Below are 26,663 nucleotides of genomic sequence, written 5' to 3' on the forward strand. Positions count from 1 at the left end.
GAAGATCAGCACCGCAGTAAGATAATCGGATGAGCGCCTCATTAACGCAACGAATTCAGGAGCATTTGCCCAGCCTCTCGAAGGCAGAGCGGTCGCTGGCGAACTATCTGAAAACCAACCCCGAAGGTCTGATGGTCGAAACCAATGCCTCTCTTGCCGCCAAGGTCGGCGTCAGCGCGATGACGGTCAGCCGATTTGTCCGCAAGATCGGCTTCCGAGATTTTTCCGAAGCCAAGTCGTTCGAGCAAAGCCGAATATTCGTGACTGCCCTGTCGGAGGAGGGCAGCCTTGGTCAGCGCCTCGAACGCTACGGTCAGTCCGGCCGGTTGGAGGAATGGGCCAGCCAGAACTTGCGGCTTGAGATCGCCGCCATTGAGCAAGTGCACGGGTTGCGCAACGATCCGAACTGGCATCAGTGCGTCGAACTTTTGGCCGCCTCCGAGGCGGTCTATATGACCAGCTTCCAGATCATCCGGCACATCGCCATCGGCTTTGCGGCGATGCTCGAAAACGTGCGACCGAGAGTATCCTATCTCGACGGGCAGGACGAAGCCTACGGTGCGCTCTTCACCGATCCGGCGGAGAAAAAAACACTGGTGATCGTTGATACTTACCCCTACAGTGTACAGGCAGAGACCCTCGCCGGGCTGTCAGTTGAGGCCGGGATCGACATGATCGTGATCTGTGATGAATCCTGCCATTGGGCCTTGAAATACAGCCAGCACGTCCTGTCGGCGACGACGAACACCGGCCTCGTCTTCCGCTCCAAGGGGGCACTCAGCATCCTGACAAATCTGCTGACACATGACGTTGCCGGAGCCTTGGGCCAGCAGGCCGCCGATACGATCGAGACCGTCGCGGCCGCCCAGTCGCGCTTCAGCCGGACCACGAGGTAAGCCGAAGAGAGGATTGCGGTGGTTCGCGGTCTACAGTGCCAATCACCGGTCTGGTGTAACCCAAAGATGCTTAGGACCCTCCGAGCAGGCCAGGACGTCGGCTGTCAGTTGTAGATCAGCGACCCCAGAACGCCCTGGCTCACATGTTTCCCCGCCGTCAGTCCATTCACCTTTTCCACGATGGCGACGGCATCAATGCCGTGATGGCGGTAAAGCTCGCCGATGGTGCCGGTCTGGCCGAAGTGCTCGACGCCCATCGGGATGGTCTGGTGCCCGGCGACCGATCCGAGCCATGAAAGTGTGGCGGGGTGGCCGTCGATCGCCGTGATGATTTTGCAATGAGCGGGCAGCGCGGACATGAGTGTTTCGATATGCGCGCGGGCAGTCTGGTTGCCGCGAGACCGTGCCCTTTGGGCAGCGGTCCAGCCGGTGTTGGACCGCTTGCAGGTTATGATCGAAGCGCCACGGCAAACCCGTATGCCTCGCTTCTTGTGCATGGTGCCTCCGGGATCGGCAAGACGATGATCGCCCGAAACCTGTCGCGCAAATACGCACCAGAATACGATCCAGCGTCAGGCATCACCCGCACACCGCTGCTGCTGTTGCAAGCGCCGCCCGCACCAGACGAACGGCGGTTCTACCTGCACATCTTGGCCGCCCTCGGCGCCCCGGCGACGGCACTGAGCGCCCGCGCGCAAAATGTGGCTTCCCTCGAGGTCCGCGTCATCGCGCTCCTGCGCGACCTTGGCCTTCGGATGATCATGATCGACGAGGTTCACAACCTCTTGGCCGGGACCCACCGCGAACAGCGCCGCTTTCTCAATGTTCTGCGGTATCTTAGCAATGAACTCGAGGTGTCGCTGGTCTGCCTCGGGGTCAGCGAGGCCGTTGATGCCATCCGTGGTGATATCCAGCTTGCCAGGCGGCTGGACGAACATCACCTGCCAAACTGGCGCGACGATGCCGAGTTCTCGGACATGATCCAGACACTCATCGCGGCAATGCCCCTCGAGAAGAAATCCAATCTGAAGGTCAAGTCATTTAAGCAGATACTTGCGCTAACCGGTGGGGTGACCTCGCGCATCTTCGCCCTGATCAAGGATCTTTCCATCTACGCCATCGTCACAGGTGATGAATGAATTACTGATGACGCGATCGCAAAATGGACGCCGGTTTGGTCGCGCCATGCGAACGCCTATCGGCGACTCGAGAAGTCCGGGGTGTGAAGCCGCACACGCTGCCGAAAACTGTCGCGCCGCTGCCAGACGAGTTGTTGTCAGGTTGGTTATCTCGGCTGGCGGCGGCCAACTACTGCGATGACGCGGAACTGTTGGCTCATATCAAAATTGATACCGCGCATGGCACCGCCTTGGACTTCAGTGTCGACGCGGCCACGGCGGAGAGGATTGCCAACGCCGCACGAGTCGACCCAGATGTTGTGCGATCGTTGACCTTTCCGGCAATGACCCCACGAGAAGCCTCGCTGACGGCTCAGATGCCATTCCAGCATTGCGTGCAATGCTCCAGAGAGGGTCTTTCGCTCAGGCATTGGAGGCGGGCCTGGGCATTTGACTGCCAAGTTTGCGGGACGAGACTTGTGCAGACCCTTGGCAAACCCTGTGAGGAACAAATATCCGGAAAACTGATATTCCGAGCGCGCCGCGGGGCAGGGATGCTTGAGTGCGCCGCGCGATCGCGCGGCCCCAAGCAACTTCGGCGCGAAATGCGCGCAGTCATCTTTGCCATGTCACTCAAAACCTTCCGCGGGGATCCGTCGTTCGCTGTCCAGAACCCCAGATCGGAAGTTAGGCTGTTCTGCCTCGCCGCAATCGCCGCCGCTCGATCTCAGCCCTTGGCTAAGACAGCCATCGTCAGCAAAAGCATCGACGACTATGCAAGGGTTGCTCTCTTGCGCGCCTTCGAGAAGGAGCCTCGATTGCTTGCCGCGGTTGATCACATCGCGCAAAGGCGCGCGAAAAGCGCCGGCCCCATGACAGCCGCATCTCACAATTAAGGGCAAAAATTGTCGCCAAACACGTCCCGTCTCAGATTAAAGGGCAACGCGACAATAAGACACTTATTTTCCGGGTTTGGCCATGGTGGATCGAGCAGACATCAACGCCGTCGACGATGCTGCGTGGGAACAGGCGGTCGCGCGGGAAACTGTGATCCGTCGGCTGGCAAACAAGTCACCGCCGAACCGTGCCGAGTTTCTCAAGGACTGCCGCGATCTTGGTCTCAAGCGCTCCCGCCTGTACGAGTTGATCTCAGCGTACAAGGCGCGCCCGGTCGCCAGTTCCTTGCTGGCGGCTCAAGTCGGAACACCGACGGGCAGCCGTCGGCTGCCTGACGAGATCGAAACGGTGATTTCGGGGGCGATCGAGGAGTTTTACAAGTCCCTCCAGAAGCCGAGCATCAACGCCCTGCAAAAGGAGGTGCGCATGCGGTGCAGTCAGAGGGGTTTGCGTCCCCCGTGCTGGACCACGCTGCGGGACCGTGTGGCGGCGATAGATCCGGTCGAACTCACAGCGGCGCGTGAGGGCGCCAGAGCCTCTCGCCAGCGCCATCACCCGGTGCCAGGCAGCTATCAGGTCCAACGGACCTATGAGGTGGTTCAGATCGACCATACGCTGGTGGATGTCATCGTCGTAGATCGAATTCATCGGAAGCCTTTGCAACGGCCCTGGCTGACGCTCGCCATCGACGTCGCCAGCCGCATGGTGGCAGGGTTTTACCTGACGCTGGAGCCGCCATCGACCTTGTCGGTGGCACTGGCCATTCAGCACCTGGTGCAGCCCAAATTCGACTGGCTGGAGAGCTTGGGGATCGACGCAGACTGGCCCGCCGAGGGATTGCCGGATACCATTCACGTCGACAATGCCAAGGAGTTCCGCTCAAAAGCGATGAAGCGGGGCGCCGAGGAGCACGGGATTTCGCTGCAGTACCGGCCTATAGGTGCGCCACACTACGCAGGACGGCGGCGAGGCGGTCAGGCCACCTTGCCGCTGATCTGCGGCACGGCAGCCAGAAACGCGTCATTCTCGGCCGCTGTGCCCATGGTGACGCGCGCGCATGTCTGAAACGGCGCCTCCTGCCATGCCTTGATCAGGATCCCGGCGCGGCGCAGGCCCTCGGCAAACTCATTGGCGGGCTGGCCTGTGTCGAAAAAGACGAAATTGGTCTGGCTGGGCGCGCAGGGATAGCCCTTGGCGGTCAGCGCGGCGGCCACCCTGTCGCGCTCGGCCGCGGCGCACTGCAGCACGCGGTCCAGATGGGCGGTGTCGGCCAGCGCCTCGATCGCGCCTGCGGCGGCCATCGCGTTGACGCCGAAGGGATTGCGCGTCTTCATCAGCGCCCGGATCATCGCGGGTGCGCTGGCGATGCCGTATCCCACCCGCGCGCCAGCCAGGCCGTAGGCCTTGGAGAAGGTGCGCAGCACGATATGGGGCTTGCCGGATGCGGCCAGTATCCCGAGCGCGTCAAAGCGGTGCTGCGGGTCGATGAATTCGACATAGGCCTCGTCGAAGCAGATCAGCGTCGCGGGGTCAGCGGCCTCCACGATGGCGCGGAAGGCGTTTTCGCAGATTGCGGGGCCGGCCGGGTTGCTGGGCGACGAGAAGATCAGGATGCGCGGCGCGCTGCGCAATTCGGCTTTGATCGTCTCGACCGGAAAGGACCAGTCGGCCTCGAAAGGCAGCTTGGTCACCCGCGCGCCGAAGGTCAGCGCGCCGAACTCATGCAGGCCGAAACTGGGGCAGATCGTGACCACGTGATCGCCTGCGCGGATCGTGGCCCGAAAGAGCGCCCCGATCAGATCTTCCGAACCATTGCCGACGATGATCCGGTCCGCCTCGGCCCCGGTGCTTCGCGCAATGGCGCTGCGCAGTGCGGTGTTGGCGGCATCGGGATAGCGCGCGACACCCTTTGCCGCCTCCCGCATCACCTCGATCGCGCGTGGCGACGGGCCAAGCGGGCTCTCGTTGCTGTCCAGCTTGGCCACGCAATCGATGCCGTATGCGTCGCGAAAACGATCCAGTGCCAAGCCGGCATTATACTCCGGCAGATCGCGCACATCCTTGCGGATCAGATCATCGGGAAGCGGGTGTGTCATGGTTGCTGTCCTTGGCGTCAAAGGTCGAAAATCTTGCCGGGGTTCATGATGCCGCCCGGATCAAGCGCGCGTTTGATCCGGCGCATCACATCGAGGGCGGGGCCGTGTTCGGCGTCGAGATACGCCTTCTTGCCGAGGCCGACCCCATGCTCGCCCGTGCAGGTGCCGCCCATGGCGAGGGCCATCTCGATCAGGCTGCTGTTGATATGCCGCGCCTCGCGCACCTCATCCGCATCGGCCGGATCATAAAGCAGCACCAGATGGAAGTTGCCATCCCCGACATGCCCGACCAGCGGCGCGATGATCGAGGTGGTGGCGATCACGTCCATGATTCCGCTGATGCAAGCGGGCAGTTGCGAGACAGGCACGCAGACATCCGTGGAGATCCCCTTGATGCCGGGCCGCAGCGCACGCGCGGCATAAAGCGCGTCGTGCCGGATGCGCCACAGCTTCGATGCGGCCTCCGCCGTCTGGGCCGCCTCGAAGCGCAGCGCGCCCTCCGCCAGATCGCGCAGGATCGCCATGTCATGCGCCACGGCCGTTTCGGATCCGGTCAGTTCGATCCAGAGAGTCGGATGCTCGGGAAGATCGGAGCCCGAATAGGCATTGATCGCGCGCATCTGGACGGTATCGGCCAGCTCGATCCGGTTCAGGCAAAGGCCGCATTGCAAGGCGGCCACGACCGTTTCGGTCGCCTTCCCGATGCTGGCGAAACTGCACATCGCGCTTTGCGCCGCCTCGGGGATTCCGAAAAGCCGCAAGGTCAGCTCGGTGATGATGCCGAGCGTGCCTTCGGAGCCGACCATAAGCCGCGTGAGATCATAACCGGCCGAAGATTTGCGCGCCCGACCGCCGGTCTTGATGATCTGCCCGTCCGGCATGACCACGGTCAGCCCCAGCACCAGATCCCGCATCGAGCCGTAGCGCACGGTCGTCGTGCCTGAGGCGCGCGTTGCCGCCATGCCGCCAAGGGTTGCATGCGCGCCCAGATCGACGGGAAAGAAAAGCCCGGTGTCGCGCAGATGCTCGTTCAGCGCCTGCCGGGTGACGCCGCAGGCGACGCGGCAATCCATATCCTCGGGATTGACCGCGATGATTTGGTCCATGCCGGACATGTCGATGCTGATGCCGCCGCGCGGTGCATGGATCTGCCCCTCGAGCGACGATCCGGCGCCGAAGGGAATGACCGGCACGCCGTGCGTATGAGCGGCGCGCAGGATGTCCGCGATATCTTCGGTGGATGTCGCCATGATCACGGCGTCAGGCCATTGGGGCGGAAGATGCGACTCGCCACTCCCGTGGTGCTCGCGTGCGGCGTCCGAGGTCAGCAGGCGCTCGCCGAACCGATGGCGAAGTTCTTCCAAGGCGGCGGTGAGGCTGTCGGTTGCGGCGGGGGTGTCCATGGGATGTGTCGACCTCGGGATCGGATGTGACAACGGGCCGCCGTTCCGGGCGGCCCGCCATATTGCAATTCTGCCCGATCAGGCGTTGAACCACCAGCGTTCGCCGCAGCGGTTGCCGTCAAGGTCCCAGTCGCCCGAGATCTCTTCGGGCGTGCCCACCTTGGATGCCTTGGCATCGAGGAAGTCGGCCCAGACCGGTGCGATCAGCCCGCCCTCATCCGACAGGATGCGCTGGCATTCGTTATAGAGCTCGCGGCGCTTGGCGTCGTCCTTTTCCGAACGGGCGGCGATCAGTGCGGTGTTGAATGCCTCGTTGTCCCAGTTGGTCGCGTTGTAGCCGCCTAACGCCTCCTTGGAGTAGGCGAGGCTGAGCATCAGATCCTCGTTGGCACGGCCGGACCAGCGCGAGGCGAAGAACGGCTTCTTGCCCCAGATGTTCGACCAGTAGCCATCCTCGGGCTCGCGCGCGACATTGATGGTGACGCCTGCCTGCGCGGCATGCTCGGCAAAGAGCTGCGCGGCCTCCACGGCGCCGGTAAAGGGCGTGTTCGAGGCGTGCAGCGTCGTCGTCAGACCCTCGGCGCCCGCGTCCTTCAGTAGCGCTTTGGCCTGCTCGGGGTCATAGCTGTGCTGGGGCAGATCGGGGTTGTGATAGCGATAGGCGTTGGAAATCGGCTGGTCATTGGCGATCGAGCCATAGCCATTGAGAATCTTGTCGACCATGTCCTGACGGTCGATCGCCAGTTTCATCGCCTTGCGCACGCGCACGTCCTGGAACAGCGGATCGGTGGTCATCATGCTGAAGCAGTAATGCACCTTGCCCTGCGTCTGGACCAGATCGACGCCTGGCATGACGGCCATCAGATTGGCCGTTGTCGGATCGACCGAGTTCATCACGTCGATCTGCCCGGTCTGCAGCGCGGTCGTGCGCGCATTGACATCTCGGATCGCCAGCATCTCGATTTCGTCGAAATGGGCGCGATCGGATTTCCAGTAGTTGGGATTCTTGCGGACGATGGATTTGATGCCCGGCTCGTAGGTTTCGAGGATATAGCCGCCGGTGCCGATCCCGGCATCGAAATTCATGTCATCCTTGGGCACGATGACCATCGTGGTCAGCGCCATGACAGGGGGGAAGCCTGCATTCGGCTCGTTCAGGGTGATCGTCACCTCGTCGGGGGCAGTGGCCTGAACGTCCTTGATCACGGCGACAAGGCTCTTGGTCTGGCTGATCGTGTCCGGTCCGCGATGCAGGTTGATCGAAAAGACCACGTCATCGGCATCCATCGTCTTGCCGTTGTGGAATTCGACCCCTTGGCGAAGCTTGAACACCCAGACGGTCAGATCGTCATTGGATTCCCAGCTGGTGGCAAGCTCGGGCACCAGAACGCCGCCCGCCCCGATCTCGATCAGGTTGTTACGGATCTGCCATTGCAGGTTCTGCATGAACTTGGTCTCATTCACCTGCGGATCCAGCGTCTCGCCCGAGTCGAAACTGCCGACCCCGAGGCGGAGAGTTCCGCCCGGCTGCGGCGTCGCCGCGCGCAAAGGCTGGCCCGAGAGGCCCAGAACGGCGGCGCCGCCCATGGCGCCCGCACCGATCAGGAGACTGCGTCGGTTCATTGAAATCGTCATTGAAAGATATCCCTGTTATGGGCCGACACCGATCATCGCCAGATGATTGAACACCCGTTGAGCGGGCGGCCGTTTGCGTGTTATTATGTCTATTGTTATTAGAATAGGTCTACCGCTGATCTTCTGACAAATGAGAATTGCGCAGACACTCTTTAGGCTTTCTAAGTGTAACCGGTGCGACCTCATGTTATAGGCAGGCTATGCAATCCACTCTTCCTCCCCTCCGTGCGCTTCAGGCCTTCGAAAGCTTCGGGCGGCTCGGTTCTGTCACGGCGGCGGCCAAGGAGCTGGGCGTGACGCCCGGCGCGATCAGCCAGCAGATCAAGATCCTCGAGACGCAACTCAAGATCCCGCTGATCATGAAGGATGGCCGGCGCGCATCACTGGCCCCTGCCGCGCGGTCGTATCACGACTTGCTGTCGGCCGGCTTCGCCAAGCTCCAGCAGGCGCAGGGGCTACTTGCCGAGCGGATGGCCGACCGGGACGTGAGTATCTCGGGGCTGCCGACCTTGCTGCTCAAATGGCTCAATCCGCGCCTTCACCGTTTCGAGGCGGCTCACGGCTCGGCCTCTTTCCGGCTTGAGGCCACCCATGTAGAGCCGGAACCGCAATTCCTGAACCACATGTTCCGCCTGACCTATGGCGCGGCATCCGAGGTGCATCCGCATCGGCGCGCGCTCTTCCATGATGTCTGCTTTCCGGTCTGCGCGCCCGAATTCCTGGCGCGCCACCCCGAGGCGTCGGACCCTGAAGCGCTGGGATCGCTGCCGTGGGTCGATATCGACTGGGGTCCGGGCTATGCCAGCGTGCCGCGCCTTGGCGACTGGCTTGCGGCCCAAGATCAGCCGCGCCCCAGGCAGAAACCCGTCTCGATCCATTCTCTTTCCGGCTCGGCGCTGGAAGCTGTGGCAAGCGGGCAGGGCGTTGCCCTGGCGCAGCATTCATTTGCTTCGATGGATCTGAAGCTGGGACGGCTGGTGCGTTTGTCCGAGCAGTCCATCCCCATGCCCGAACCCTATTACATCTGTTGGTCGCCCATGCTGCTGGAGAATGATGTCTCGCGCAGGTTCCTGAACTGGATCCTGGCCGAGGCGCGCTCTGGCCAGGGCGCCGACCGATTTTCCATAAGGCAGGAAAACTAAACAATCACCCTGCAGAACGACGTTTAATTTTGCCATGTCTTCAATATAGATCGGAGAGGTCCAGCCACACCCAAGCCAGTCAGGAGTCCAGGTATGTTTTTGAAGAACGCATGGTATGTCGCCGCATGGAGCGACGAGATCAAGGGCGAGCTGCAGCAGGTCAAGGTGCTGGGCGAGAAGATCTGTATGTTCCGCAACAGCCACGGCGAAGTCATCGCGATGGAGGATGCCTGCCCGCATCGCAAGCTGCCGCTCAGCAAGGGCCGGATCAAGGATGACAATGTCGAATGCGGCTACCATGGCCTGACCTTCGATTGCGCGGGCCAATGCGTCTGGGCGCCGGGAGGCGGGCGCATCCCCTCGGCCGCCAAGGTGCGTCCCTATCCGGTGCATGAGAAATACGGGCTGGTCTGGATCTGGATGGGCAATGCGGCGATCGCGGACCCCGAGGACATCATCGACATCCCGAATTTCGACAATCCCGAGTGGGGCATCAACCGCGGCGCGGCGATGGAGCTGAACTGCAACTACCTGCTGATGTGCGACAACCTGCTGGATCCCACGCATGTGGCCTGGGTGCATGAGTCGTCCTTTGCCGCCGCCGCGACCAAGGACACGCCGCTGCGCGTCACCAAGACCGACACGGGCGTCATCGTCCATCGCTGGATGATGGATCACGAGCCCGCGCCCTTCTACAAGAAGGTGATCGAGTTCGAGGGCAATTGCGACCGTCTGCAGCATTACGAGGTGCGCTATCCCAGCCACGCGCTGATCCGCGCCGTCTTTACCCCCGCCGGCACCGGCGGCGTGGACGGCACGTTGCATGAAAAGACTTTTGTCATGGACAGCTACAACTTCATGACGCCCACGACCGAAAGCGAGACTCGCTATTACTGGTTCCAGCTGCGCAACATCCGCCCGGATGACGAAGAGCTGTCCAGGATGATGAGCGAGGACGTGCGCGGTGCATTCGAAGAGGATCGCGCCGTCTTGAACGAGGTGCAGATCGGCATGACCGAAAAGACCTCGCCGCATATCGACCTTCACATCGACGCGGGCCAGCTGCGCTTCCGCCGACAGCTCGAGGCGATGATCGCCGAAGAGGCGATGGTCGACGCCAAGATGAGCCAGTGACATGGCCACTGGTTTCCGCGCGTTTCGTGTCGCTCGCAAGGTGCGCGAGAGCGACATCATCACCTCCTTTTATCTCGAGCCCGCGGATGGGGCGCCGCTCTGGTCTCCGCTGCCCGGTCAATACCTGACGCTGCGCGTGCCGGGTGCGGATGCTCCGGTGCTCAAGACCTATTCGGTCTCGAACCATGTTGCCGACGGGCAGGCCCACCGCATCACTGTCAAGCGCGAGGCGGGGCAGGGCGGCGCGCCCGATGGGGTCGGATCGTGCTGGCTTCATGACGGGGTGAAAGAAGGGGACGAGCTCGAGATCGCGGCCCCGCGCGGCGGTTTCGTTCTCGACGAGACAAGCCGCCGCCCCGTCCTGCTCCTATCGGGCGGTGTCGGCCTGACGCCGCTGGTGTCGATGCTGCACAGCCTGAAAGAGAGAGATCGGGATGTCTATTTCATCCACGCCTGCGAGAATGGCGCGGTCCACGCGCTGCGCGATGAAGTCGAGGCGCTTGCAGGTGGCAACATCCGCACTCTCTTTGTCTATCGCACGCCCACGGATGAGGACCGCAGCGCCGCGCGCCATCATGCCGAGGGCATGATCCACAAGGCGTTTCTGCAAGATCACGTCCCCATCGGCGACTATGAGGCATATTTGTGCGGCCCCGCTCCGTTCATGGCGGCGATGTATCAGTTGCTGCAGGAACTGGGCCTGCCGAAGGACCGGATTGCCTATGAGTTCTTTGGCAAGGCCATGTCGCTGGACCAGATGAGTGCCACGCCTGCAGAAAAGCCGTCTAAAGCGGCGTCGAAGGCGGCGGCCTCCATCCGCTCGCTGACCTTTCTGACCAATCCCGATGCTTGGGCCAGCGACGAAACCGCGGTCGAGCTGGCCCCAAAGGCTGCGCCCGTTGCGGCCGTGGGCGATGTGACCTTCCGTAAATCCGGCAAGGCAGCGACATGGGATGGCAGTGCGGCCTCCTTGTTGGAGCTGGCCGAGAATGCCGGCCTCAATCCTGAATTCAGCTGTCGCGCCGGGATCTGCAACTCGTGCAAATGCGCGCTTGTGTCGGGCGAGGTCGAATATTTCGAGGATCCGCTGAACCCGCCCGCGCCGGGCGAGGTGCTGATCTGCTGCGCCCGCCCCAAGGGGGCCGTAGTGCTGGATATCTAGGGCGCGCCGCGCGCGGTCTGCTCCAGCAGGGCATCCAGTGCCGTGCCGGAGAGTTCCGGGCAGATAACGCAAAGATGATCGCCGGGCGCGACAATCGCGCCCGCACGCTGAATGGCGACAATGCCTGCGACGGGCGCGGTCAGGTCAATGGCCGAAACGTCCAGACGATGCAGATCGCGCAGGCGGGCGATAGGCTGACCAGCGCTGACCGCCTCGCCCAACGCAACCAGCGGCTCGGCAAGCGCGTGGTGATCCGATGTGACAGCCGCCGAAGCGGCGCCGAGATCCAGAAACCGCGTCTGCGGCGCGGGTCCCGCCCCCAGACGCGTCGCTGCCGCCTCGTGCAGGATGCCCGCGTCAACCAGCACGCGCAAGACACCCTGCCAGCCTGCCTCGAGCGCGCGCCGTGACACCTTGCCCTCACCGCCCAGCTCGCAGGACAGCATGGCGCAGCCCGCCGCATGCGCGGCACCGTCGAAATCTCCGGGTGTGTCGCCGGGCGGCACGACCATCGCGAAAGGCAGGCCCATTGTCGTGGCCATGGCGCGGGTTTGCGCATCGCGGGCCGCATCGCCCGAAAGGCAAAGATAGGCGGCGTCGAGATAGGCGGTGCCCGTCCCGCCCGAATGCAGGTCGATGGCGATATCGGCCAGCGGCATGAGCTGCGTGGCCACGAAACCTGCAATCTCGCGGGTGGGGCCGGCATGGGCCTCTCCGGGGAAGGAGCGGTTCAGGTTGCCGCCATCCAGCGGCGATGTGCGGCTGACGGCCTCGATCGCAGGCATGTTGAGCGCGGGCGCGAGGATGAGGCGGCCGTGCAGATCTTCGGGCTCGAGCCGCTCGAAGAGCCGGCGGGCGATGATCTGCCCTTCATATTCGTCGCCATGGTTGCCGCCGCAGATCAGGGCGGTGGGGCCATCCTCGCCGCGTATCACGCCCAGCGGTGCGCGGATTGCCGAAAAGGCGTGCCGGTTGCCCGAATGCGTCAGGCCGTATTGCCCCGCCCGCTTGCCAGCGGCATCGAGATCGAGGGGCGATGACAAGGTGCCGAACGCAAGACCCATCATGACGCGCCTTGCCCGCTTTCGCCCCGGGCGGCCAGAAGCCGGGTCAGCCACTCGGGATCCATTTCAGGCACCGATGACAGAAGAAGCTCGGTATAGGGGGCGTGGGGCGGCGTAAAGATGTCGTCCTTGGTGCCCTGCTCGACGATGACGCCGCGTTGCATCACCACCACGGTATCCGCGATGGAGCGAACCGTCGCCAGATCATGCGTGATGAACATGTAGGTCAGGTTCATCTCGCGCTGCAGCCGGTCCAGAAGGCGCAGGATGCCCTCGGCGACCAGCTGATCGAGTGCGGAAGTCACCTCGTCGCAGATGATGAATTCGGGCTCGGCCGCCAGTGCGCGGGCGATGCAGACGCGCTGTTTCTGCCCTCCTGACAGCTCGCCGGGCAAGCGGTCGATGAATTCGTCCGGATCGAGCTCGATCAGGGTGAGCAGCTCGCGGATGCGCGCCTCCTTGGCGGCGCCCTTGAGGCCGAGAAAAAACTCCAGCGGCCGGCCAAGCACCTCGCGGATGCGCTGCTTGGGGTTCAGCGCGGTATCGGCCATCTGGTGGATCATCTGCACATGGCGTTGCAGATCAGGCGTGCGATCCCGGCTCGAGGCGGGCAGGGGCGTGCCGTCGAATTCGATCGAGCCCTGCCACGGCGGCAAGAGGCCCATCACGACACGCGCGAGGGTGGACTTGCCCGATCCGCTTTCGCCGACGATCGCGACGGTCGATCCGCGCGTGATCGTCAGGTCGATATCCTTGAGGACCGTGACTGCGCCATAGCCTGCCGTGACCCGCTCGATTTCCAGCAGCGGCGCGATGCCTTCCTCCTGCGGGGGCAGGGGATCGCGGCGGAATTCGCGAACGGCCCAGAGGGACTTGGTGTAGTCCTCTTGGGGATCGGCCAGCATGTCGCGTGCGGGCGCATCCTCGACCTCTTCGCCGCGTAGCAGCACCTTGATCCGGTCGGCCATCTGCGCGACGACCGCCAGATCATGCGTGATGTAGATCGCGGCGGTATTGTATTCGTGCACGATGTCACGGATCGCGGCCAGAACCTCGATCTGGGTGGTCACGTCCAACGCGGTCGTCGGCTCGTCGAAGACGATCAGATCGGGGCGGCAGGACATGGCCATCGCCGTCATCGCGCGCTGAAGCTGCCCGCCCGAGACCTGATGCGGATAGCGAAAGCCGATTTGATCGGGGTCCGGCAGGCGGATCTTGCGATAGAGCTCGACCGCATCGCGCTGCGCCTCGGCGCGGCTCATGACGCCATGCTTGACCGGGCCTTCGGAATACTGGTCGATCAGCTTGTAGGCTGGGTTGAAGGCTGCGGCCGCGGATTGCGCGACATAGGCAATGCGCTTGCCGCGCAGCTTGCGCAGGGTATTGGCATTCGCACCTACCAGCTCCTGCCCGTCGAACCTGATCGAGCCGCCGCTGATCCGGCAGCCGCCCTTGGTATAGCCCATGGCGGCGAGGCCCAGCGTCGATTTGCCGGCGCCGCTCTCGCCGATGAGGCCCAGGATCTCGCCGCGCCTCAGCGCCAGATCGACACCCTTGATGATGGGCTTCCATGCCCGGTCGGAGCGTCCCTCGATACGGATATCGGTCATCTCCAGCAGCAGATCGCTCATGCGTTACTCCTTGAGGCCCGAGGACATGTGCAGCACCCAGTCGACGATCAGGTTGACCCCGATGGTCAGCAGCGCGATGGCCCCGGCAGGTAGCAGCGGCGCAAGGCCGAATGTCGCCGTCTGCCAGGTCGAGAAATCGGCAAAGCCGATCAGCTTGGCGCTTTCGCGGACCATGCCGCCCCAGTCGGCGGTGGGCGGCTGGATGCCGAGGCCGAGGAATGACAGCGCCGAGATGAAGAGGAAGACAAAGCAGAAGCGCAGGCCGAATTCCGCGATCAGGGGCGCCGCGGCATTGGGCAGCACCTCCTTGCGGATCAGCCACCACAGGCCCTCGCCGCGCATCCGCGCCACCTCGATATAATCCATTGTCAGAATGCCTTGGGCAACGGCGCGCGACAGGCGGTAGACACGGGTGCTGTCCAGGATGGCGATGACGAAGATCAGGGCCAGGACCGATGTACCGGTGATGGTCAGGATGAGCAGCGCGAAGATCAGCGCCGGGATCGCCATCAGCACATCGACCACGCGCGCACTGATCGCGTCGAACCATCCGCCGAGGGTAGCGGCCAGAAGGCCCATGGTCGCGCCTAGAAGGAAGGCCAGCGCCGTTGTGGCCAGCGCGATGCCAACCGTATTGCGCGCGCCGTAGATCAGACGCGAGAGCACGTCGCGCCCCAGCGCATCGGTGCCAAGGTAATGTGGCGCGGCCCAGGGCTGATATTGCGCACCCACCGAGGCCGCCTCGGGATAGGGGGCCAGCAGCGGCGCGGCAATGGCCAGGACGGCGTAGAGACCGATGATCGCGATGCCGATCCAAGCCGAAACCGGCGCGCCGCGCAAGGTGTATAGTATTTCGTTCACGGCGCTACCTCGGGTGCAGAAGGCGGGGATTGGCGATGATCGACAGGATATCCGCCGCGAGGTTCAAAATGATGTAGGTGGCCGCGAATATCAGGCAGGCGGCCTGCACCACGGTCACATCGCGATTCGACACCGCATCGACCAGGATCTGACCCAGGCCGGGATAGACGAAGACCACCTCGACCAGCACCACCCCGACGATCAGATAGGCAAGGTTCAGCGCGATCACGTTTATGATCGGCGCGAGCGCATTGGGCAGGGCATGAACCGCGATCACGCGCCAGCGCTTCATCCCCTTCAGATGCGCCATCTCGATATAAGGCAGAGCCAAGAGGTTCAGAATCGCCGCCCGAGTCATGCGCATCATGTAGGCCAGCACGATCAGCGTCAGCGTCATCGCGGGCAGAAACGTCAGGTAAAGCCGCTCGCCGAGGCCCGTGCCGGGATCGACATTGGCGAGGCTGGGAAACCAGCCGAGTGCCACCGAAAAGATCAGGATCAGGATATAGGCGATGAAGAACTCGGGGAACGAGATCGCGGCCAAAGTCGAGCTGCTGAGCATCCGGTCGAAGACAGATCCGTTATAGAGCGCGGCCAGCATGCCCGACACCACGGCGATCGGAACCGCGATCGCGGCGGCATAGCCTGCAAGGAAAAACGTGTTGGCCGCGCGCTGGCCGATCAGTTCGGAGATGGGGCGCTGATTGGCGAGGCTGATGCCGAAATCGCCCGTGACGGCGCCGCCAAGCCATGACAGGTAGCGCGCGGGCAGGGACCGGTTCAGATCGTATTTCTCGCGAAAGGCGTTCAGGCTTTCTTCGGTCGCGGCCTGGCCAAGAACCTCGGTCGCGATGTCGCCGGGCAGCATTTCGATGGCGCCGAAGATGATGATCGTCACGACGAAAAGCGTCATGCATCCGACCAGCAGTCTTTTCAGAATGATCGACAGGATAGTCCGCATCTAAACCGCTTCTTGTCCAAGGGATTCCGTTTATGTCTAGACTATATATAGGGTGATTGAGGTCGCCTAGCCCCGCAAGCGCAGGCTTGAAGCGCCGTCGTTTAGAATATCTACAAGGTCGCGCCGCAGGCTTGGTGTGGGATAAGATATAGACTATAAGTGCAATAGCGCGAACTTATGCGAAGGCTTGCCCGATGAATACCACTTACAAGGATGTGAAATCGGACATCCTGTCCAAGATCACCAGCGGCCATTGGCAGCCCGGCAGCCTTATCCCGAACGAGATCGAGCTTGCGGAAACCTATGGCTGCGTCCGCGCGACCGTGAACCGCGCTATGCGCGAGCTGGCGGATGACGGCCTGATCGAGCGGCGGCGCAAGGCAGGCACGCGAGTCCGCGCAAGTCCGATCCGGCAGGCGCGTTTCGACATTCCGCTTGTGCGCCGCGAGATCGAGGACAAGGGCGCCGAATATCGCTACAGCCTTGCGTCGCGCAGCATCGAGACTGCGCCCGACTGGCTGCGCACGCGGCTTCAGCTGGGGCAGGGGGCCGACGCGCTGCACCTCGTCTGCATGCATTACGCCGATGGCGATCCGTTCCAGCACGAGGATCGCTGGATCAATCTCGAGGTTCTGCCGCAGGCGCGAGATGCCGACTTCTCGCAGGTCGGGCCCAATGAATGGCTGGTTTCGACCATTCCCTTCTCGACGGCCGAGATCAGCTTTTCCGCCACGCTGGCCGATGCCGGTATGGCCGGGCATCTCGGCTGCCAGCCGGGCGATCCGCTCTTTACGGTCGAGCGGGCCACATGGTTTGAAGGCAGCGCGAACACCTTCGTCAAGCTGGCCTATCGCCCCGGCCATCGCATGACCACGCGCTATTGAACGCACTCCTTGAAACGAAAGGATCCGCCATGAGCATTCAGCCGCTCGCGCCCTTGATGACGCCCTGTCTGATCGTCGACGAGGCCAGGATGATGCGCAACATCAAGAGGCTTGAGGGTCACGCAGCCAGCCTTGAAGTGCCGCTGCGCCCGCACCTCAAGACTGGCAAGTCGATAGAGGTGGCCCGCCGGATGCTGGCCGGCGGCACAGGGTCTGCCATGGTCTCGACCCTCGCCGAGGCCGAGGTGTTCGCCGCGGCCGGGATCCGCGACATCACCTATGGCGTGGGCATCGCGCTGAACAAGCTGGACCGGGTTCTGGACCTGCACCGCGCCGGATGCCGCCTGACTGTCCTGGTGGATTCCGCCATGCAGGCGCGCGCGGTTGCGGAGGCGTCGGCGCAGGCGGACATCGCCATTCCCGCGCTGATCGAGATCGACAGCGACGGCCATCGCAGCGGGCTGGTGCCAGACGATCCCGAGATCATCGAGATCGGGCGCATCCTGCATCAGGGCGGCGCCGAGTTGGCGGGCGTCCTTTGTCATGCGGGCCAGAGCTATGGTGCCCTGGGCCATGCCGCGCAGGCCGAATTTGCCGAGGTCGAGCGCGCCGCATTGGTGCGGGCCGCCGAGGCGCTGCGCGCGGCGGGCCTGCCATGCCCCATTGTCAGCGCAGGATCGACGCCCACGGCCCATGCGGCGCAGGATCTGACCGGCGTGACCGAGCTGCGCGCAGGCGTCTATGTCTTTTTCGACCTGGTGATGGCGGGTATCGGCGCCTGCGCGGTGGATGATATCGCGCTGTCGGTGTTGACCACGGTGATCGGCCATCAGCCCGCGCGCGGCTCGATCATGGTCGATGCGGGATGGATGGCCATGTCGCGCGATCGCGGCACGGCGGCACAGGAGGTGGATCAAGGCTATGGTCTGGTCTGCGACGAGGCGGGGCGCCCGATCCCCGATCTGATCGTCACCCAGACAAGTCAGGAGCATGGGACGATCGCACTGCGGCCCGGATCAAGCGCAGCGATGCCGGCTCTTCCCATCGGCACGCGCCTGCGCATCCTGCCCAACCATGCCTGCGCGACCGCGTCGCAGCATGGGCACTATAATGTCATTCCCGCCAAGGGCGGTCCGCTCATGCAATGGGAGCGCTTCGGGGGCTGGTAGCGGGACCGCCGCCGGGGAGGGCCCCGGCGGCGCATTGGCTCAGAGGATGCCGGGCAGGTTCAGGCCCTGTTCGCGGGCGCAGTCCAGCGCCTCGTCGTAGCCGGCATCGGCGTGGCGCATGACGCCGGTGGCCGGATCGTTCCAGAGAACGCGCGCGATGCGGCGATCCGCATCTTCGGAGCCGTCACAGCAGATCACCATGCCCGAATGCTGGCTGAAGCCCATGCCGACCCCGCCGCCGTGATGCAGCGATACCCAGGTGGCGCCCGACGCTGTATTGAGCAGCGCGTTGAGCAGCGGCCAGTCGGACACGGCGTCCGAGCCGTCCTTCATCGCCTCGGTCTCGCGGTTCGGCGAGGCGACCGAGCCGGAATCGAGGTGATCGCGGCCGATAACGATGGGCGCCTTCAGCTCGCCATTGCGGACCATCTCGTTGAAGGCGAGGCCCAGCTTGTGACGCACGCCGAGGCCGACCCAGCAGATGCGCGCCGGCAGGCCCTGGAAGCTGATCCGCTCGCGCGCCATGTCCAGCCAGTTGTGCAGATGCGTGTCCTCCGAGAGGATCTCCTTCACCTTGGCGTCGGTTTTGTAAATATCCTCCGGATCGCCCGACAGGGCGGCCCAGCGGAAGGGGCCGATGCCGCGGCAGAAAAGCGGGCGGATATAGGCGGGCACGAAACCGGGGAAGGCAAAGGCGTTTTCCAGCCCCTCTTCCAGCGCGACCTGGCGGATGTTGTTGCCATAGTCGAGCGTGGGCACGCCCGCGTTCCAGAAATCGACCATCGCGGCGACATGCACCTTCATGCTGGCGCGGGCGGCTTTCTCGACGGCCTTGGGATCGCTCTCGCGCTTGTCGCGCCATTGGGCCATCGTCCAGCCCTGCGGCAGATAGCCGTTCACGGGGTCATGCGCGCTGGTCTGATCGGTGACGATATCGGGATGCACGCCGCGGCGGACCAGCTCGGGGAAGACATCGGCGGCATTGCCCAGAAGGGCGACCGACTTGGCCTCGCCCGCCTTGGTCCAGCGCTCGATCATCTCCAGCGCCTCGTCCAGCGTCTCGGCCTTTTCATCGACATAGCGGGTGCGCAGGCGGAAATCGATGCTGTCGGGGTTGCATTCGACCGCGAGGCAGCAGGCGCCGGCCATCACGGCCGCCAGAGGCTGCGCGCCGCCCATGCCGCCGAGGCCGCCGGTCAGAATCCAGCGTCCCTTGAGGTTGCCATCGTAATGCTGGCGGCCTGCCTCGACAAAGGTCTCGTATGTACCCTGCACGATGCCCTGGCTGCCGATATAGATCCAGCTGCCGGCGGTCATCTGGCCATACATCGCCAGACCCTTTTTATCGAGCTCGTTGAAATGATCCCAAGTCGCCCAATGCGGCACGATGTTCGAGTTGGCGATCAGCACCCGCGGCGCGTCCTTGTGCGTCTGAAATACGCCCACGGGCTTGCCCGATTGCACCAACAGCGTTTGTTCCTCTTCGAGATCCTTGAGGCTGGCCACGATGGTGTCGAAATCGTCCCATGTGCGCGCGGCGCGCCCGATGCCGCCATAAACGACAAGCTCATGCGGGTTCTCGGCCACATCGGGATGCAGGTTGTTCATCAGCATGCGCATCGGCGCTTCGGTCATCCAGCTTTTCGCCGTGATGTCGGTGCCGGTGGCGGGGTAGATGTCGCGCGTGTTCTTGCGGGGATCGCTCATGCTTTGCCTTTCAGTGTGGGGGCCAGGTCAGCCAGTTTGGTCAGGATGTCTGTCAGATGGGCGCGCAGGCGCGCGGCCTTGGCATCGTCATAGGGCCAGGGCGCGGCCTCGGCCCCGAGATATGCGGACTGCGCCAGCTCCATCTGGATTGCGTGAATGCCGGTCGGCGGCTGGCCATAATGGCGCGTGGTCCAGCCGCCCTTGAACCGCCCGTTCAGCACGCTGGTATAGCCGTCTGCGGCCCCGCAGACCTCGCGCACGGCGCGCTCGATGGCCGGATCACAGGTCTCACCCATATTCGTGCCGATGCTGAAATCGGGTAGCACGCCATCGAAGAGGAACGGGATTTCCGAACGGATCGAGTGGCAGTCGTAAAGAATCGCGACGCCGTGGATCTCCTTGACGCGGTCCAGCTCGGCCTTGAGCGCCGCATGATAAGGCGCGTGGTAGGCAATGCGCCGCTCCTCGATCTCGGTCTCGTCAGGCGCGCGGTTCCAGATGTCATGCCCGTCGAAATCCGTCAGCGGCACGAGACCGGTAGTGTTCTGACCGGGATAGAGGGACGCGCCCGACGGATCGCGATTGGCGTCGATCACATAGCGGTGGAAGGTTGCCCGCACGATCGTGGCATCCGGCAGCAGTCCCTCGTAAAGCCGGTGAATATGCCAGTCGGTATCGTCGAGGCCGCGGCCGCGGTCATTCAAATCTGCCGCGATGGCATCCGGCACGTAGGTGCCGGTATGCGGCAGTCCGAGAACAATGGGGCTATCGCCGCGGGTGATTTCGACCGGACTCATGCGCCCAACTCCGGCATCGGGGTGCCTGCCGCGTCGATGATGGCGCCCGTGGCGATCAGCTGCGCCGCGCGCTCCAAATCGGGGGCCATGTAGCGGTCATCGCCCAGCGTCTCGACCTCTTGCCTCACACGCGTCACGATGCGTTGCAGGGCGCTGCTGGTGGCAAGCGGCGCGCGGAAATCGACACCTTGCGCCGCGCAGAGAAGCTCGACCCCGAGGATGCGATTGAGGTTCTCCAGCATCTGCGTGAGGCGTCGCGCGCCATGCGCGGCCATGCTGACATGGTCCTCCTGGTTGGCGGAGGTGGGCGTGCTGTCGGTGACGCAGGGATTTGCCAGATGCTTGTTCTCGCTCATCAATGCCGCTGTCGTGACCTCGGCGATCATGTAGCCCGAGTTGAGGCCGGGGCGCGGCGTCAGGAAGGGCGGAAGATCGTGGCTGAGCACGGGATCGACGATCAGCGCGACACGGCGTTGCGCAATGGCACCCATCTCGGCAATCGCTAGCGCGATCATGTCGGCGGCAAAGCCGACCGGCTCGGCGTGGAAGTTTCCGCCCGATACAATGAGATCGGCTTCGGTCAGGACCAGCGGATTGTCCGTCGCCGCGTTTGCCTCGATCTCGAGGGTTTGCGCGGCCTGCCGCAGCACATCCATCGCGGCGCCGGTCACCTGCGGCTGGCAGCGGATGCAATAGGGATCCTGTACGCGCGCATCGCCGTCCCTGTGGCTCTCTCGGATCTCGGAGCCCTCCAGAAGCGCGCGCATCGTCTCGCCTGCCTCGATCTGGCCGCGATGGCCGCGCAGGCTGTGGATCTCGGGCTGCAGCGGCGCGGTCGAGCCCATGATGGCGTCGGTCGACAGCGCCGATGTGGCCAGCGCGGAATGTGCCGCGCGCCATGCGCCGAAAAGGCCCGCCAGCGCGAATGCGGTGGAGAATTGCGTGCCGTTGATCAGCGCGAGGCCTTCCTTCGGGCCAAGCTCGATCGGGCTGAGACCGGCCGCGGCCAGCGCCTTGCCGCCGGGCATCACATCACCACCGAATTCGGCCTCGCCATGCCCCATCATCACGGCTGCCATATGTGCCAGCGGCGCCAGATCGCCAGAGGCCCCAACCGAGCCTTGCGCCGGGATCACGGGCGTCACGCCCTTGTCCAGCATCGCCTCGATCAGGGCGACCAGCTCCAGCCGGACGCCCGAGGCGCCCCGCCCGAGGCTGAGCAGCTTGAGCGCCATCAGCATCCGCGCCATGCGGCGCGGAATGGCGGGGCCGACGCCGCAGCAATGCGAAAGGATCAGGTTGCGCTGCAGCGTAGCCGTGTCCTCGGACGCGATCTTGACGGAGGCCAGCTTGCCAAAGCCGGTATTGACGCCATAGACGGCATCCGTCCCCGCGACGGCGCGGGCGATGCGCGCATGGGCGCGCTCGATATCCGGATGGCTCGCGGGATCGAGGCGCACGGCGCATTCGTCCCAATAGATCTGTGCCAGGTGGTTTAGCGTCACGGCGCCGGGTGTCAGGGTGAGCGTGGTCACGAATTGCCTCCGAAGATGCGGGAATGAAGCGGGTTGAACCCGATGCGATAGCTCAGTTCGGCCGGTGCCTTGATGTCCCATACGGCCAGATCGGCGCGCATGCCCTCGGCGATGGTTCCGCAATCATCCAGCCCCAGCGCGGCGGCCGCATTGCGGGTCGCGCCGGCCAGCGCCTCTTCGGGGGTCATGCGGAACAGCGTGCAGGCCATGTTCATCGTCAGCAGAAGCGACGTCAGCGGCGACGAGCCGGGATTGTTGTCGGTGGACAGGGCCATCGGCACGCCATGCTTACGCAGGCTCTCGATGGGCGGCGTTTGCGTCTCGCGGATGGTGTAGAAGGCGCCGGGCAGGATGACGGCGACGGTTCCGGCATTAGCCATCGCAATGACGCCGTCTTCGTCCAGATACTCGATATGATCGGCGGACATCGCCCCATAGCTTGCCGCCATCTTCGCACCGCCGAGATTCGACAGCTGCTCGGCATGCAGCTTGAGCGGCAGGCCCAGCTCCTGAGCCACATCGAAGACGCGGGCGATCTGCTCGGGCGAGAAGGCGATGCCTTCGCAGAAACCGTCGACCGCATCGACCAGACCTTCCTCATGCGCGGCGCGTAGCGCCGGGATGCAGACCTCGTCCAGATAGGCATCGGCGCGGCCCGCATATTCCGCCGGCACGGCATGCGCGCCCAAAAAGGAGGTGCGCACGCGCACAGGGCGCTCGCGCTCGATCGCCCGCGCGGCGCGCAGCATCCGAAGCTCGGTCTCGACGTCGAGCCCGTAGCCCGACTTGATCTCGAGCGTGCAGATCCCCTCGGCCAGAAGCGTGTCGACACGGGGCAGGGCGCTCGCGATCAGCGCCGCTTCATCCGCCGCGCGGGTCGCGGTCACGGTCGAGACGATGCCGCCCCCGGCGCGCGCGACTTCTTCGTAGCTGGCACCGTTGAGGCGCATCTCGAACTCGCCCGCGCGGTCCCCGCCATGCACGATATGCGTGTGGCAATCGATCAGGCCCGGCGTGACAAGGCGGCCGCCGAGCGGTGTGCGCGAGGTAGCCTCATATTCGCCGGGCAGATCGTCCAGCGGCCCCGTCCATGCGATTCGTCCCGCTTCGACCGCGATGGCGGCATTCGGGATCAGGCCGTAGGCCTCATCGGTCTGCCTCATCGTCGCGGCGGTCAAATCGACGTAGAGAGTTTTGCTATCTGTCATAATCTGTCCGATATGGCTGAGGTTTCGCTTTTCCAACCGGATGAAGCGCTATATATGTCTATACATAAACTTTGGAAAGGCAGTCAAATGATTTTCGCAAAACAGGCACTCTTGGCGGATGGATGGGCCAGCGATGTCCGGCTGAGCGTCGATGGGGGGGCGATCACTGGGCTGAGCGTGGGTGCCAGCGCGGCGCCGGATGACCAGTGCGTCGACACGCTTCTGCCCGCGCTCGCCAACCTTCACAGCCACAGCTTCCAGCGAGCGATCGCAGGCATGACCGAGTATCGCGCAGCCGGAAAGGACAGTTTCTGGACGTGGCGTGATCTGATGTATCGCTTTACCGCGCATCTGACGCCCGAGCACATCGAGGCGATCGCGGCTTTCGTTTTCCTCGAAATGCAAGAGGCGGGATATGCCAGCGTCGGCGAGTTTCATTACCTGCACCACCAGCCGGACGGAGCGCCTTACGACGATCTGGCGGAGCTTTCGGCGCGTATCGCTGCCGCCGCGCAGGTATCGGGTATCGGCCTGACACATCTGCCGGTGCTTTATACTTATGGCGGCGCCGGGCAGATGCCCTTGCAGAAGGGGCAGGCGCGGTTCGGCAATTCGGTGGATCGTTTCGGCGATCTGGTCGCGCATGCGCGCCGAGCGGTGGCAGATCTGCCCGAGGATTGCCGCGTCGGCATCGCGCCCCATTCTCTGCGCGCCACCTCGCCGGATGATCTGGCGGCCGCGCTGGTCGCGCATGAGGGCGGCCCCGTCCATATCCACATCGCCGAGCAGCCCAAGGAGGTCACCGATATCGAGGCGTGGTTGGGCGCGCGCCCTGTGGACTGGCTGTTGGCGAATGCCGATGTCACGCCGGAATGGTGCCTGATCCACGCCACCCACATGACCGATGCCGAAACGCGGGCGATGGCCCATTCAGGCGCGGTTGCGGGCCTCTGCCCGATCACCGAGGCCAATCTGGGCGATGGCCCGTTCAACGGGCCCGCCTATCTGCAGGCGCACGGGGCCTTCGGCATCGGGTCGGACTCCAACGTGCGGATCTCACTGACCGAGGAGTTGCGCACCCTGGAATATTCGCAGCGCCTGCGCGACATGGCGCGCAATGTCATGGTCGTCGAGGAAGGGTCGGTCGGTCACATGCTCTATACCGGCGCGGCGCGCGGCGGGGCGCAGGCCCTGGGCCGCAAGGCGGGCACGATCGCGGTGGGCCAGCTGGCCGATCTGGTTGCGATCGACAGCCATGATACCGCGTTGATGGCGCTGCCGCGCCACCAGTTGCTCGATGGTCTGGTCTTTGCCGCGACGGACGCCGCCGTGACCGATGTCTGGTCCGCCGGGCGCCACATGGTTCAGGGCGGCAGGCATGTCGCGCGCGAGGGTATCGTCGCGCGCTATCGGGCCGCAATGGACAGTGTGATGGCAGCACTCTGATCGAGATACCGCAAGGATATCTCCAGCAGAGCGTCGCTCTCGGCCAGTTGCAAATCAGCAGGCCCGGTCAAGAACGCGGTATCCGCGACAGCCAGCGCGTCGCCCGCGATCCGCGGGCGGCCCTGAACGACGTGGATTGCCGTGAGCCCGCCAGACGGGGGGTCCACGTCCTGCACGGCCGCGCCGCGCAACAGGCGCACGGCACCGTCGCAATGGGCCGGGTCGAACATCAGGTTCAGATCGGTCAGCGGCCCGTCCAGCAGGCGCGCCGTGACGGGCAGGCCCCCATCGAACGCCACCGGCTTTAGCGGATCGGCGCGCAAGGTGCCATCCGTGTGCAAAAGGTCCATGCCAGCGCCGGAGATAACGGTAAGTACCCGCCGCAGCCCCGCGAAATTCGAGAAAGGCCCATCCCCGGCCACATCAGCCCGGCTCAGTCGCCATGTCGGGCCAAGCGCCGTCTTGCCTTCTGCGATATTGCGGGTGATGCCGCCGCCGTTCTTCCACGGCACCTCCACCAGATCGACGCCCTTCAGCAGCTGCATGATTTCTTCCTTTCATCCCAGATGACGCCAAATGCTTGACGGGGCCAGTCACGCTTTCTGCAACGTGGTGACGCCTTATATGTCTATACATAAATTCAAGTGACATCTGCAATGAGAACACGCGCCGCCGTAGCCGTTGAGGCCGGAAAACCCATGGAAATCATGGAAGTGAACCTGGACGGCCCCAAGGCGAGCGAGGTTCTGGTCGAGATCAAGGCGACGGGCCTGTGCCACACCGACAACTTCACCCTGTCGGGCGCCGATCCCGAGGGCGCGTTCCCTGCGATCCTCGGCCATGAGGGCGCGGGCGTCGTCGTCGAGGTGGGCGAGGGTGTCACCTCGCTGGAAGTGGGCGATCACGTGATCCCGCTCTACACGCCCGAATGCCACGAGTGCGAGTATTGCCTGAACCCCAAGACGAACCTTTGCCAGTCGATCCGCGCGACGCAGGGTAAGGGCGTTATGCCCGACGGGACCAGCCGCTTCTCCATGCTCGATGGCACGCCGATCCTGCATTACATGGGCTGCTCGACCTTCTCGAACCACACCGTCCTGCCCGAGATCGCGCTGGCCAAGATCCGCAAGGATGCGCCGTTCGACAAGGTCTGCTATATCGGCTGCGGTGTCACGACGGGCATCGGCGCGGTCATCAACACCGCCAAGGTCGAGATCGGCAGCCGCGCCATCGTTTTCGGTCTCGGCGGGATCGGCCTCAACGTCATCCAGGGCCTGCGCATGGCGGGGGCCAGCCAGATCGTCGGCGTCGATATCGACCCGCAAAAGGTCGAGATGGCCAAGCGCTTCGGCATGACCGATTTCGTCAACCCGAATGAGGTGAAGGGCGATCTGCTCGGCCACCTGGTCGAGCTGACCGGCGGCGGCGACTATACGTTCGATGCCACCGGCAATGTCGGCGTCATGCGCACCGCCCTCGAGGCATCGCACAAGGGATGGGGCGAGAGCGTCATCATCGGCGTCGCCCCCGCCGGCGCCGAAATCGCCACGCGCCCCTTCCAACTGGTCACGGGCCGCACATGGAAAGGCACCGCCTTTGGCGGCGCGCGCGGGCGCACCGACGTGCCCAAGATCGTCGACTGGTACATGGACGGCAAGATCGAGATCGACCCGATGATCACGCATATTCTGAAGCTGGAAGAGATCAACAAGGGCTTCGAGATGATGCACGCGGGCGAGAGCATCCGGAGCTGTCGCGTAGCCCTTAATTGTGAGATGAGAAATCCAACCAAATCAACGGCTGTGCTTTGCCCTTAAACATGAGATTTTGCCTTTAATTCGGGAGTGGGCAAAACCTGGTGGTCAGGCGGCCAGTTTCCTGTGAGCGACAGTCAATCGCCCGTCAAGAACGGCAGCT

23 protein-coding genes and 1 pseudogene are annotated in these 26,663 nt (G+C 63.9%); 11 read left to right on the forward strand and 13 right to left on the reverse strand.

From position 1 onward, the window contains the following. The first annotated feature begins 29 nt into the window (after window positions 1-29). Entirely contained in the window at window positions 30-896 is an 867-nt protein-coding gene (locus ACN0WV_RS17535) for a MurR/RpiR family transcriptional regulator (RefSeq protein ID WP_082035343.1), read from the forward strand. Window positions 897-1,000: 104 nt separating this feature from the next. Here the strand turns inward: ACN0WV_RS17535 and ACN0WV_RS17540 are convergent. Further along, a pseudogene (locus tag ACN0WV_RS17540) lies at window positions 1,001-1,336 on the reverse strand (transketolase); the annotation flags it as partial. Between the two features lie 81 nt (window positions 1,337-1,417). Between ACN0WV_RS17540 and ACN0WV_RS17545 the strand changes: the two are divergent. The 3 genes from ACN0WV_RS17545 to ACN0WV_RS17555 all read left to right on the forward strand — a co-directional run bounded on the left by ACN0WV_RS17545 (window position 1,418) and on the right by ACN0WV_RS17555 (window position 3,976). Further along, window positions 1,418-2,035: a TniB family NTP-binding protein gene (locus ACN0WV_RS17545; RefSeq protein WP_417607508.1), complete on the forward strand. Its 618-nt coding sequence runs from the start codon at window positions 1,418-1,420 to the stop codon at window positions 2,033-2,035. 83 nt (window positions 2,036-2,118) lie between these two features. After that, a complete protein-coding gene (locus ACN0WV_RS17550; RefSeq protein ID WP_040183014.1) occupies window positions 2,119-2,910 on the forward strand; it encodes a TniQ family protein in 792 nt (263 codons plus the stop codon). An 82-nt stretch (window positions 2,911-2,992) separates the two neighbouring features. Further along, window positions 2,993-3,976 (forward strand): integrase catalytic domain-containing protein, encoded by a 984-nt coding sequence (locus ACN0WV_RS17555; protein WP_417607510.1) that lies wholly within the window; start codon window positions 2,993-2,995, stop codon window positions 3,974-3,976. On the opposite strand, the gene ACN0WV_RS17560 is transcribed toward ACN0WV_RS17555, so the two are convergent. The 3 genes from ACN0WV_RS17560 to ACN0WV_RS17570 all read right to left on the reverse strand — a co-directional run bounded on the left by ACN0WV_RS17560 (window position 3,886) and on the right by ACN0WV_RS17570 (window position 8,045). Then, a complete protein-coding gene (locus ACN0WV_RS17560; protein WP_417607512.1) occupies window positions 3,886-5,007 on the reverse strand; it encodes an aminotransferase class I/II-fold pyridoxal phosphate-dependent enzyme in 1,122 nt (373 codons plus the stop codon). The two genes, ACN0WV_RS17555 and ACN0WV_RS17560, sit on opposite strands and share 91 nt — an antisense overlap. Before the next feature lie 17 nt (window positions 5,008-5,024). Further along, window positions 5,025-6,410 (reverse strand): FAD-binding oxidoreductase, encoded by a 1,386-nt coding sequence (locus ACN0WV_RS17565; protein WP_027260337.1) that lies wholly within the window; start codon window positions 6,408-6,410, stop codon window positions 5,025-5,027. A 78-nt stretch (window positions 6,411-6,488) separates the two neighbouring features. Next, entirely contained in the window at window positions 6,489-8,045 is a 1,557-nt protein-coding gene (locus ACN0WV_RS17570; RefSeq protein WP_027260338.1) for an ABC transporter substrate-binding protein, read from the reverse strand. Between the two features lie 200 nt (window positions 8,046-8,245). Between ACN0WV_RS17570 and ACN0WV_RS17575 the strand changes: the two genes are divergently transcribed. The 3 genes from ACN0WV_RS17575 (at window position 8,246) to ACN0WV_RS17585 (ending at window position 11,483) form a co-directional block, all read left to right on the forward strand. Further along, window positions 8,246-9,187, forward strand: coding sequence for a LysR substrate-binding domain-containing protein (locus ACN0WV_RS17575; protein WP_417607514.1), 942 nt, complete (start codon window positions 8,246-8,248; stop codon window positions 9,185-9,187). Between the two features lie 93 nt (window positions 9,188-9,280). Then, window positions 9,281-10,321 (forward strand): aromatic ring-hydroxylating dioxygenase subunit alpha, encoded by a 1,041-nt coding sequence (locus tag ACN0WV_RS17580; RefSeq protein WP_165198564.1) that lies wholly within the window; start codon window positions 9,281-9,283, stop codon window positions 10,319-10,321. Window position 10,322: 1 nt separating this feature from the next. Then, window positions 10,323-11,483: a 2Fe-2S iron-sulfur cluster-binding protein gene (locus ACN0WV_RS17585; RefSeq protein WP_417607516.1), complete on the forward strand. Its 1,161-nt coding sequence runs from the start codon at window positions 10,323-10,325 to the stop codon at window positions 11,481-11,483. Here ACN0WV_RS17585 and ACN0WV_RS17590 read toward each other — a convergent pair. The 4 genes from ACN0WV_RS17590 to ACN0WV_RS17605 are packed head-to-tail and all read right to left on the reverse strand — an operon-like array spanning window position 11,480 to window position 16,000. After that, window positions 11,480-12,550 (reverse strand): succinylglutamate desuccinylase/aspartoacylase domain-containing protein, encoded by a 1,071-nt coding sequence (locus tag ACN0WV_RS17590; RefSeq protein ID WP_417607518.1) that lies wholly within the window; start codon window positions 12,548-12,550, stop codon window positions 11,480-11,482. The genes ACN0WV_RS17585 and ACN0WV_RS17590 overlap by 4 nt on opposite strands. Next, entirely contained in the window at window positions 12,547-14,178 is a 1,632-nt protein-coding gene (locus tag ACN0WV_RS17595; RefSeq protein ID WP_417607520.1) for an ABC transporter ATP-binding protein, read from the reverse strand. The genes ACN0WV_RS17590 and ACN0WV_RS17595 overlap by 4 nt, the downstream gene beginning before the upstream one ends. Before the next feature lie 3 nt (window positions 14,179-14,181). After that, window positions 14,182-15,030, reverse strand: coding sequence for an ABC transporter permease (locus ACN0WV_RS17600; protein ID WP_036049131.1), 849 nt, complete (start codon window positions 15,028-15,030; stop codon window positions 14,182-14,184). Window positions 15,031-15,043: 13 nt separating this feature from the next. Next, a complete protein-coding gene (locus ACN0WV_RS17605; RefSeq protein ID WP_027260343.1) occupies window positions 15,044-16,000 on the reverse strand; it encodes an ABC transporter permease in 957 nt (318 codons plus the stop codon). A 194-nt stretch (window positions 16,001-16,194) separates the two neighbouring features. Between ACN0WV_RS17605 and ACN0WV_RS17610 the strand changes: the two genes are divergently transcribed. Beyond that, on the forward strand, window positions 16,195-16,884 hold the full coding sequence (locus tag ACN0WV_RS17610) for a UTRA domain-containing protein (protein ID WP_417607522.1): 690 nt from the start codon (window positions 16,195-16,197) through the stop codon (window positions 16,882-16,884). A 29-nt stretch (window positions 16,885-16,913) separates the two neighbouring features. Further along, complete coding sequence (locus tag ACN0WV_RS17615) at window positions 16,914-18,053, forward strand: DSD1 family PLP-dependent enzyme (protein ID WP_417607524.1); 1,140 nt, start codon at window positions 16,914-16,916, stop codon at window positions 18,051-18,053. Between the two features lie 39 nt (window positions 18,054-18,092). Here ACN0WV_RS17615 and hutU read toward each other — a convergent pair whose 3' ends face one another. From hutU to hutI, 4 genes are read right to left on the reverse strand one after another with little or no spacing between them, the layout of a single operon-like run. Beyond that, window positions 18,093-19,760: a urocanate hydratase gene (gene hutU, locus ACN0WV_RS17620; protein WP_417607526.1), complete on the reverse strand. Its 1,668-nt coding sequence runs from the start codon at window positions 19,758-19,760 to the stop codon at window positions 18,093-18,095. After that, complete coding sequence (gene hutG, locus ACN0WV_RS17625; protein WP_417607528.1) at window positions 19,757-20,557, reverse strand: N-formylglutamate deformylase; 801 nt, start codon at window positions 20,555-20,557, stop codon at window positions 19,757-19,759. The genes hutU and hutG overlap by 4 nt, the downstream gene beginning before the upstream one ends. Then, complete coding sequence (gene hutH / locus ACN0WV_RS17630; protein ID WP_276155331.1) at window positions 20,554-22,092, reverse strand: histidine ammonia-lyase; 1,539 nt, start codon at window positions 22,090-22,092, stop codon at window positions 20,554-20,556. Before hutH ends, hutG begins: the two co-directional genes overlap by 4 nt. Then, on the reverse strand, window positions 22,089-23,300 hold the full coding sequence (hutI, locus tag ACN0WV_RS17635; protein ID WP_417607530.1) for an imidazolonepropionase: 1,212 nt from the start codon (window positions 23,298-23,300) through the stop codon (window positions 22,089-22,091). The genes hutH and hutI overlap by 4 nt, the downstream gene beginning before the upstream one ends. Window positions 23,301-23,387: 87 nt before the next feature. Here hutI and ACN0WV_RS17640 point away from each other — a divergent pair, with 87 nt between their 5' ends. Further along, window positions 23,388-24,746 carry a formimidoylglutamate deiminase gene (locus ACN0WV_RS17640; protein WP_417607532.1) on the forward strand — a complete coding sequence of 453 codons (1,359 nt, stop codon included), beginning with the start codon at window positions 23,388-23,390 and terminating at the stop codon, window positions 24,744-24,746. Here the strand turns inward: ACN0WV_RS17640 and ACN0WV_RS17645 are convergent. Next, window positions 24,707-25,291, reverse strand: coding sequence for a HutD/Ves family protein (locus ACN0WV_RS17645; RefSeq protein WP_067548310.1), 585 nt, complete (start codon window positions 25,289-25,291; stop codon window positions 24,707-24,709). The two genes, ACN0WV_RS17640 and ACN0WV_RS17645, sit on opposite strands and share 40 nt — an antisense overlap. Window positions 25,292-25,402: 111 nt before the next feature. Between ACN0WV_RS17645 and ACN0WV_RS17650 the strand changes: the two genes are divergently transcribed. Then, window positions 25,403-26,563: an S-(hydroxymethyl)glutathione dehydrogenase/class III alcohol dehydrogenase gene (locus ACN0WV_RS17650; protein ID WP_417607534.1), complete on the forward strand. Its 1,161-nt coding sequence runs from the start codon at window positions 25,403-25,405 to the stop codon at window positions 26,561-26,563. The last annotated feature ends 100 nt before the right edge of the window (window positions 26,564-26,663 follow it).

Source organism: Primorskyibacter flagellatus, from assembly GCF_048268605.1.
In the GTDB taxonomy this organism is placed as follows: domain Bacteria; phylum Pseudomonadota; class Alphaproteobacteria; order Rhodobacterales; family Rhodobacteraceae; genus Primorskyibacter; species Primorskyibacter flagellatus.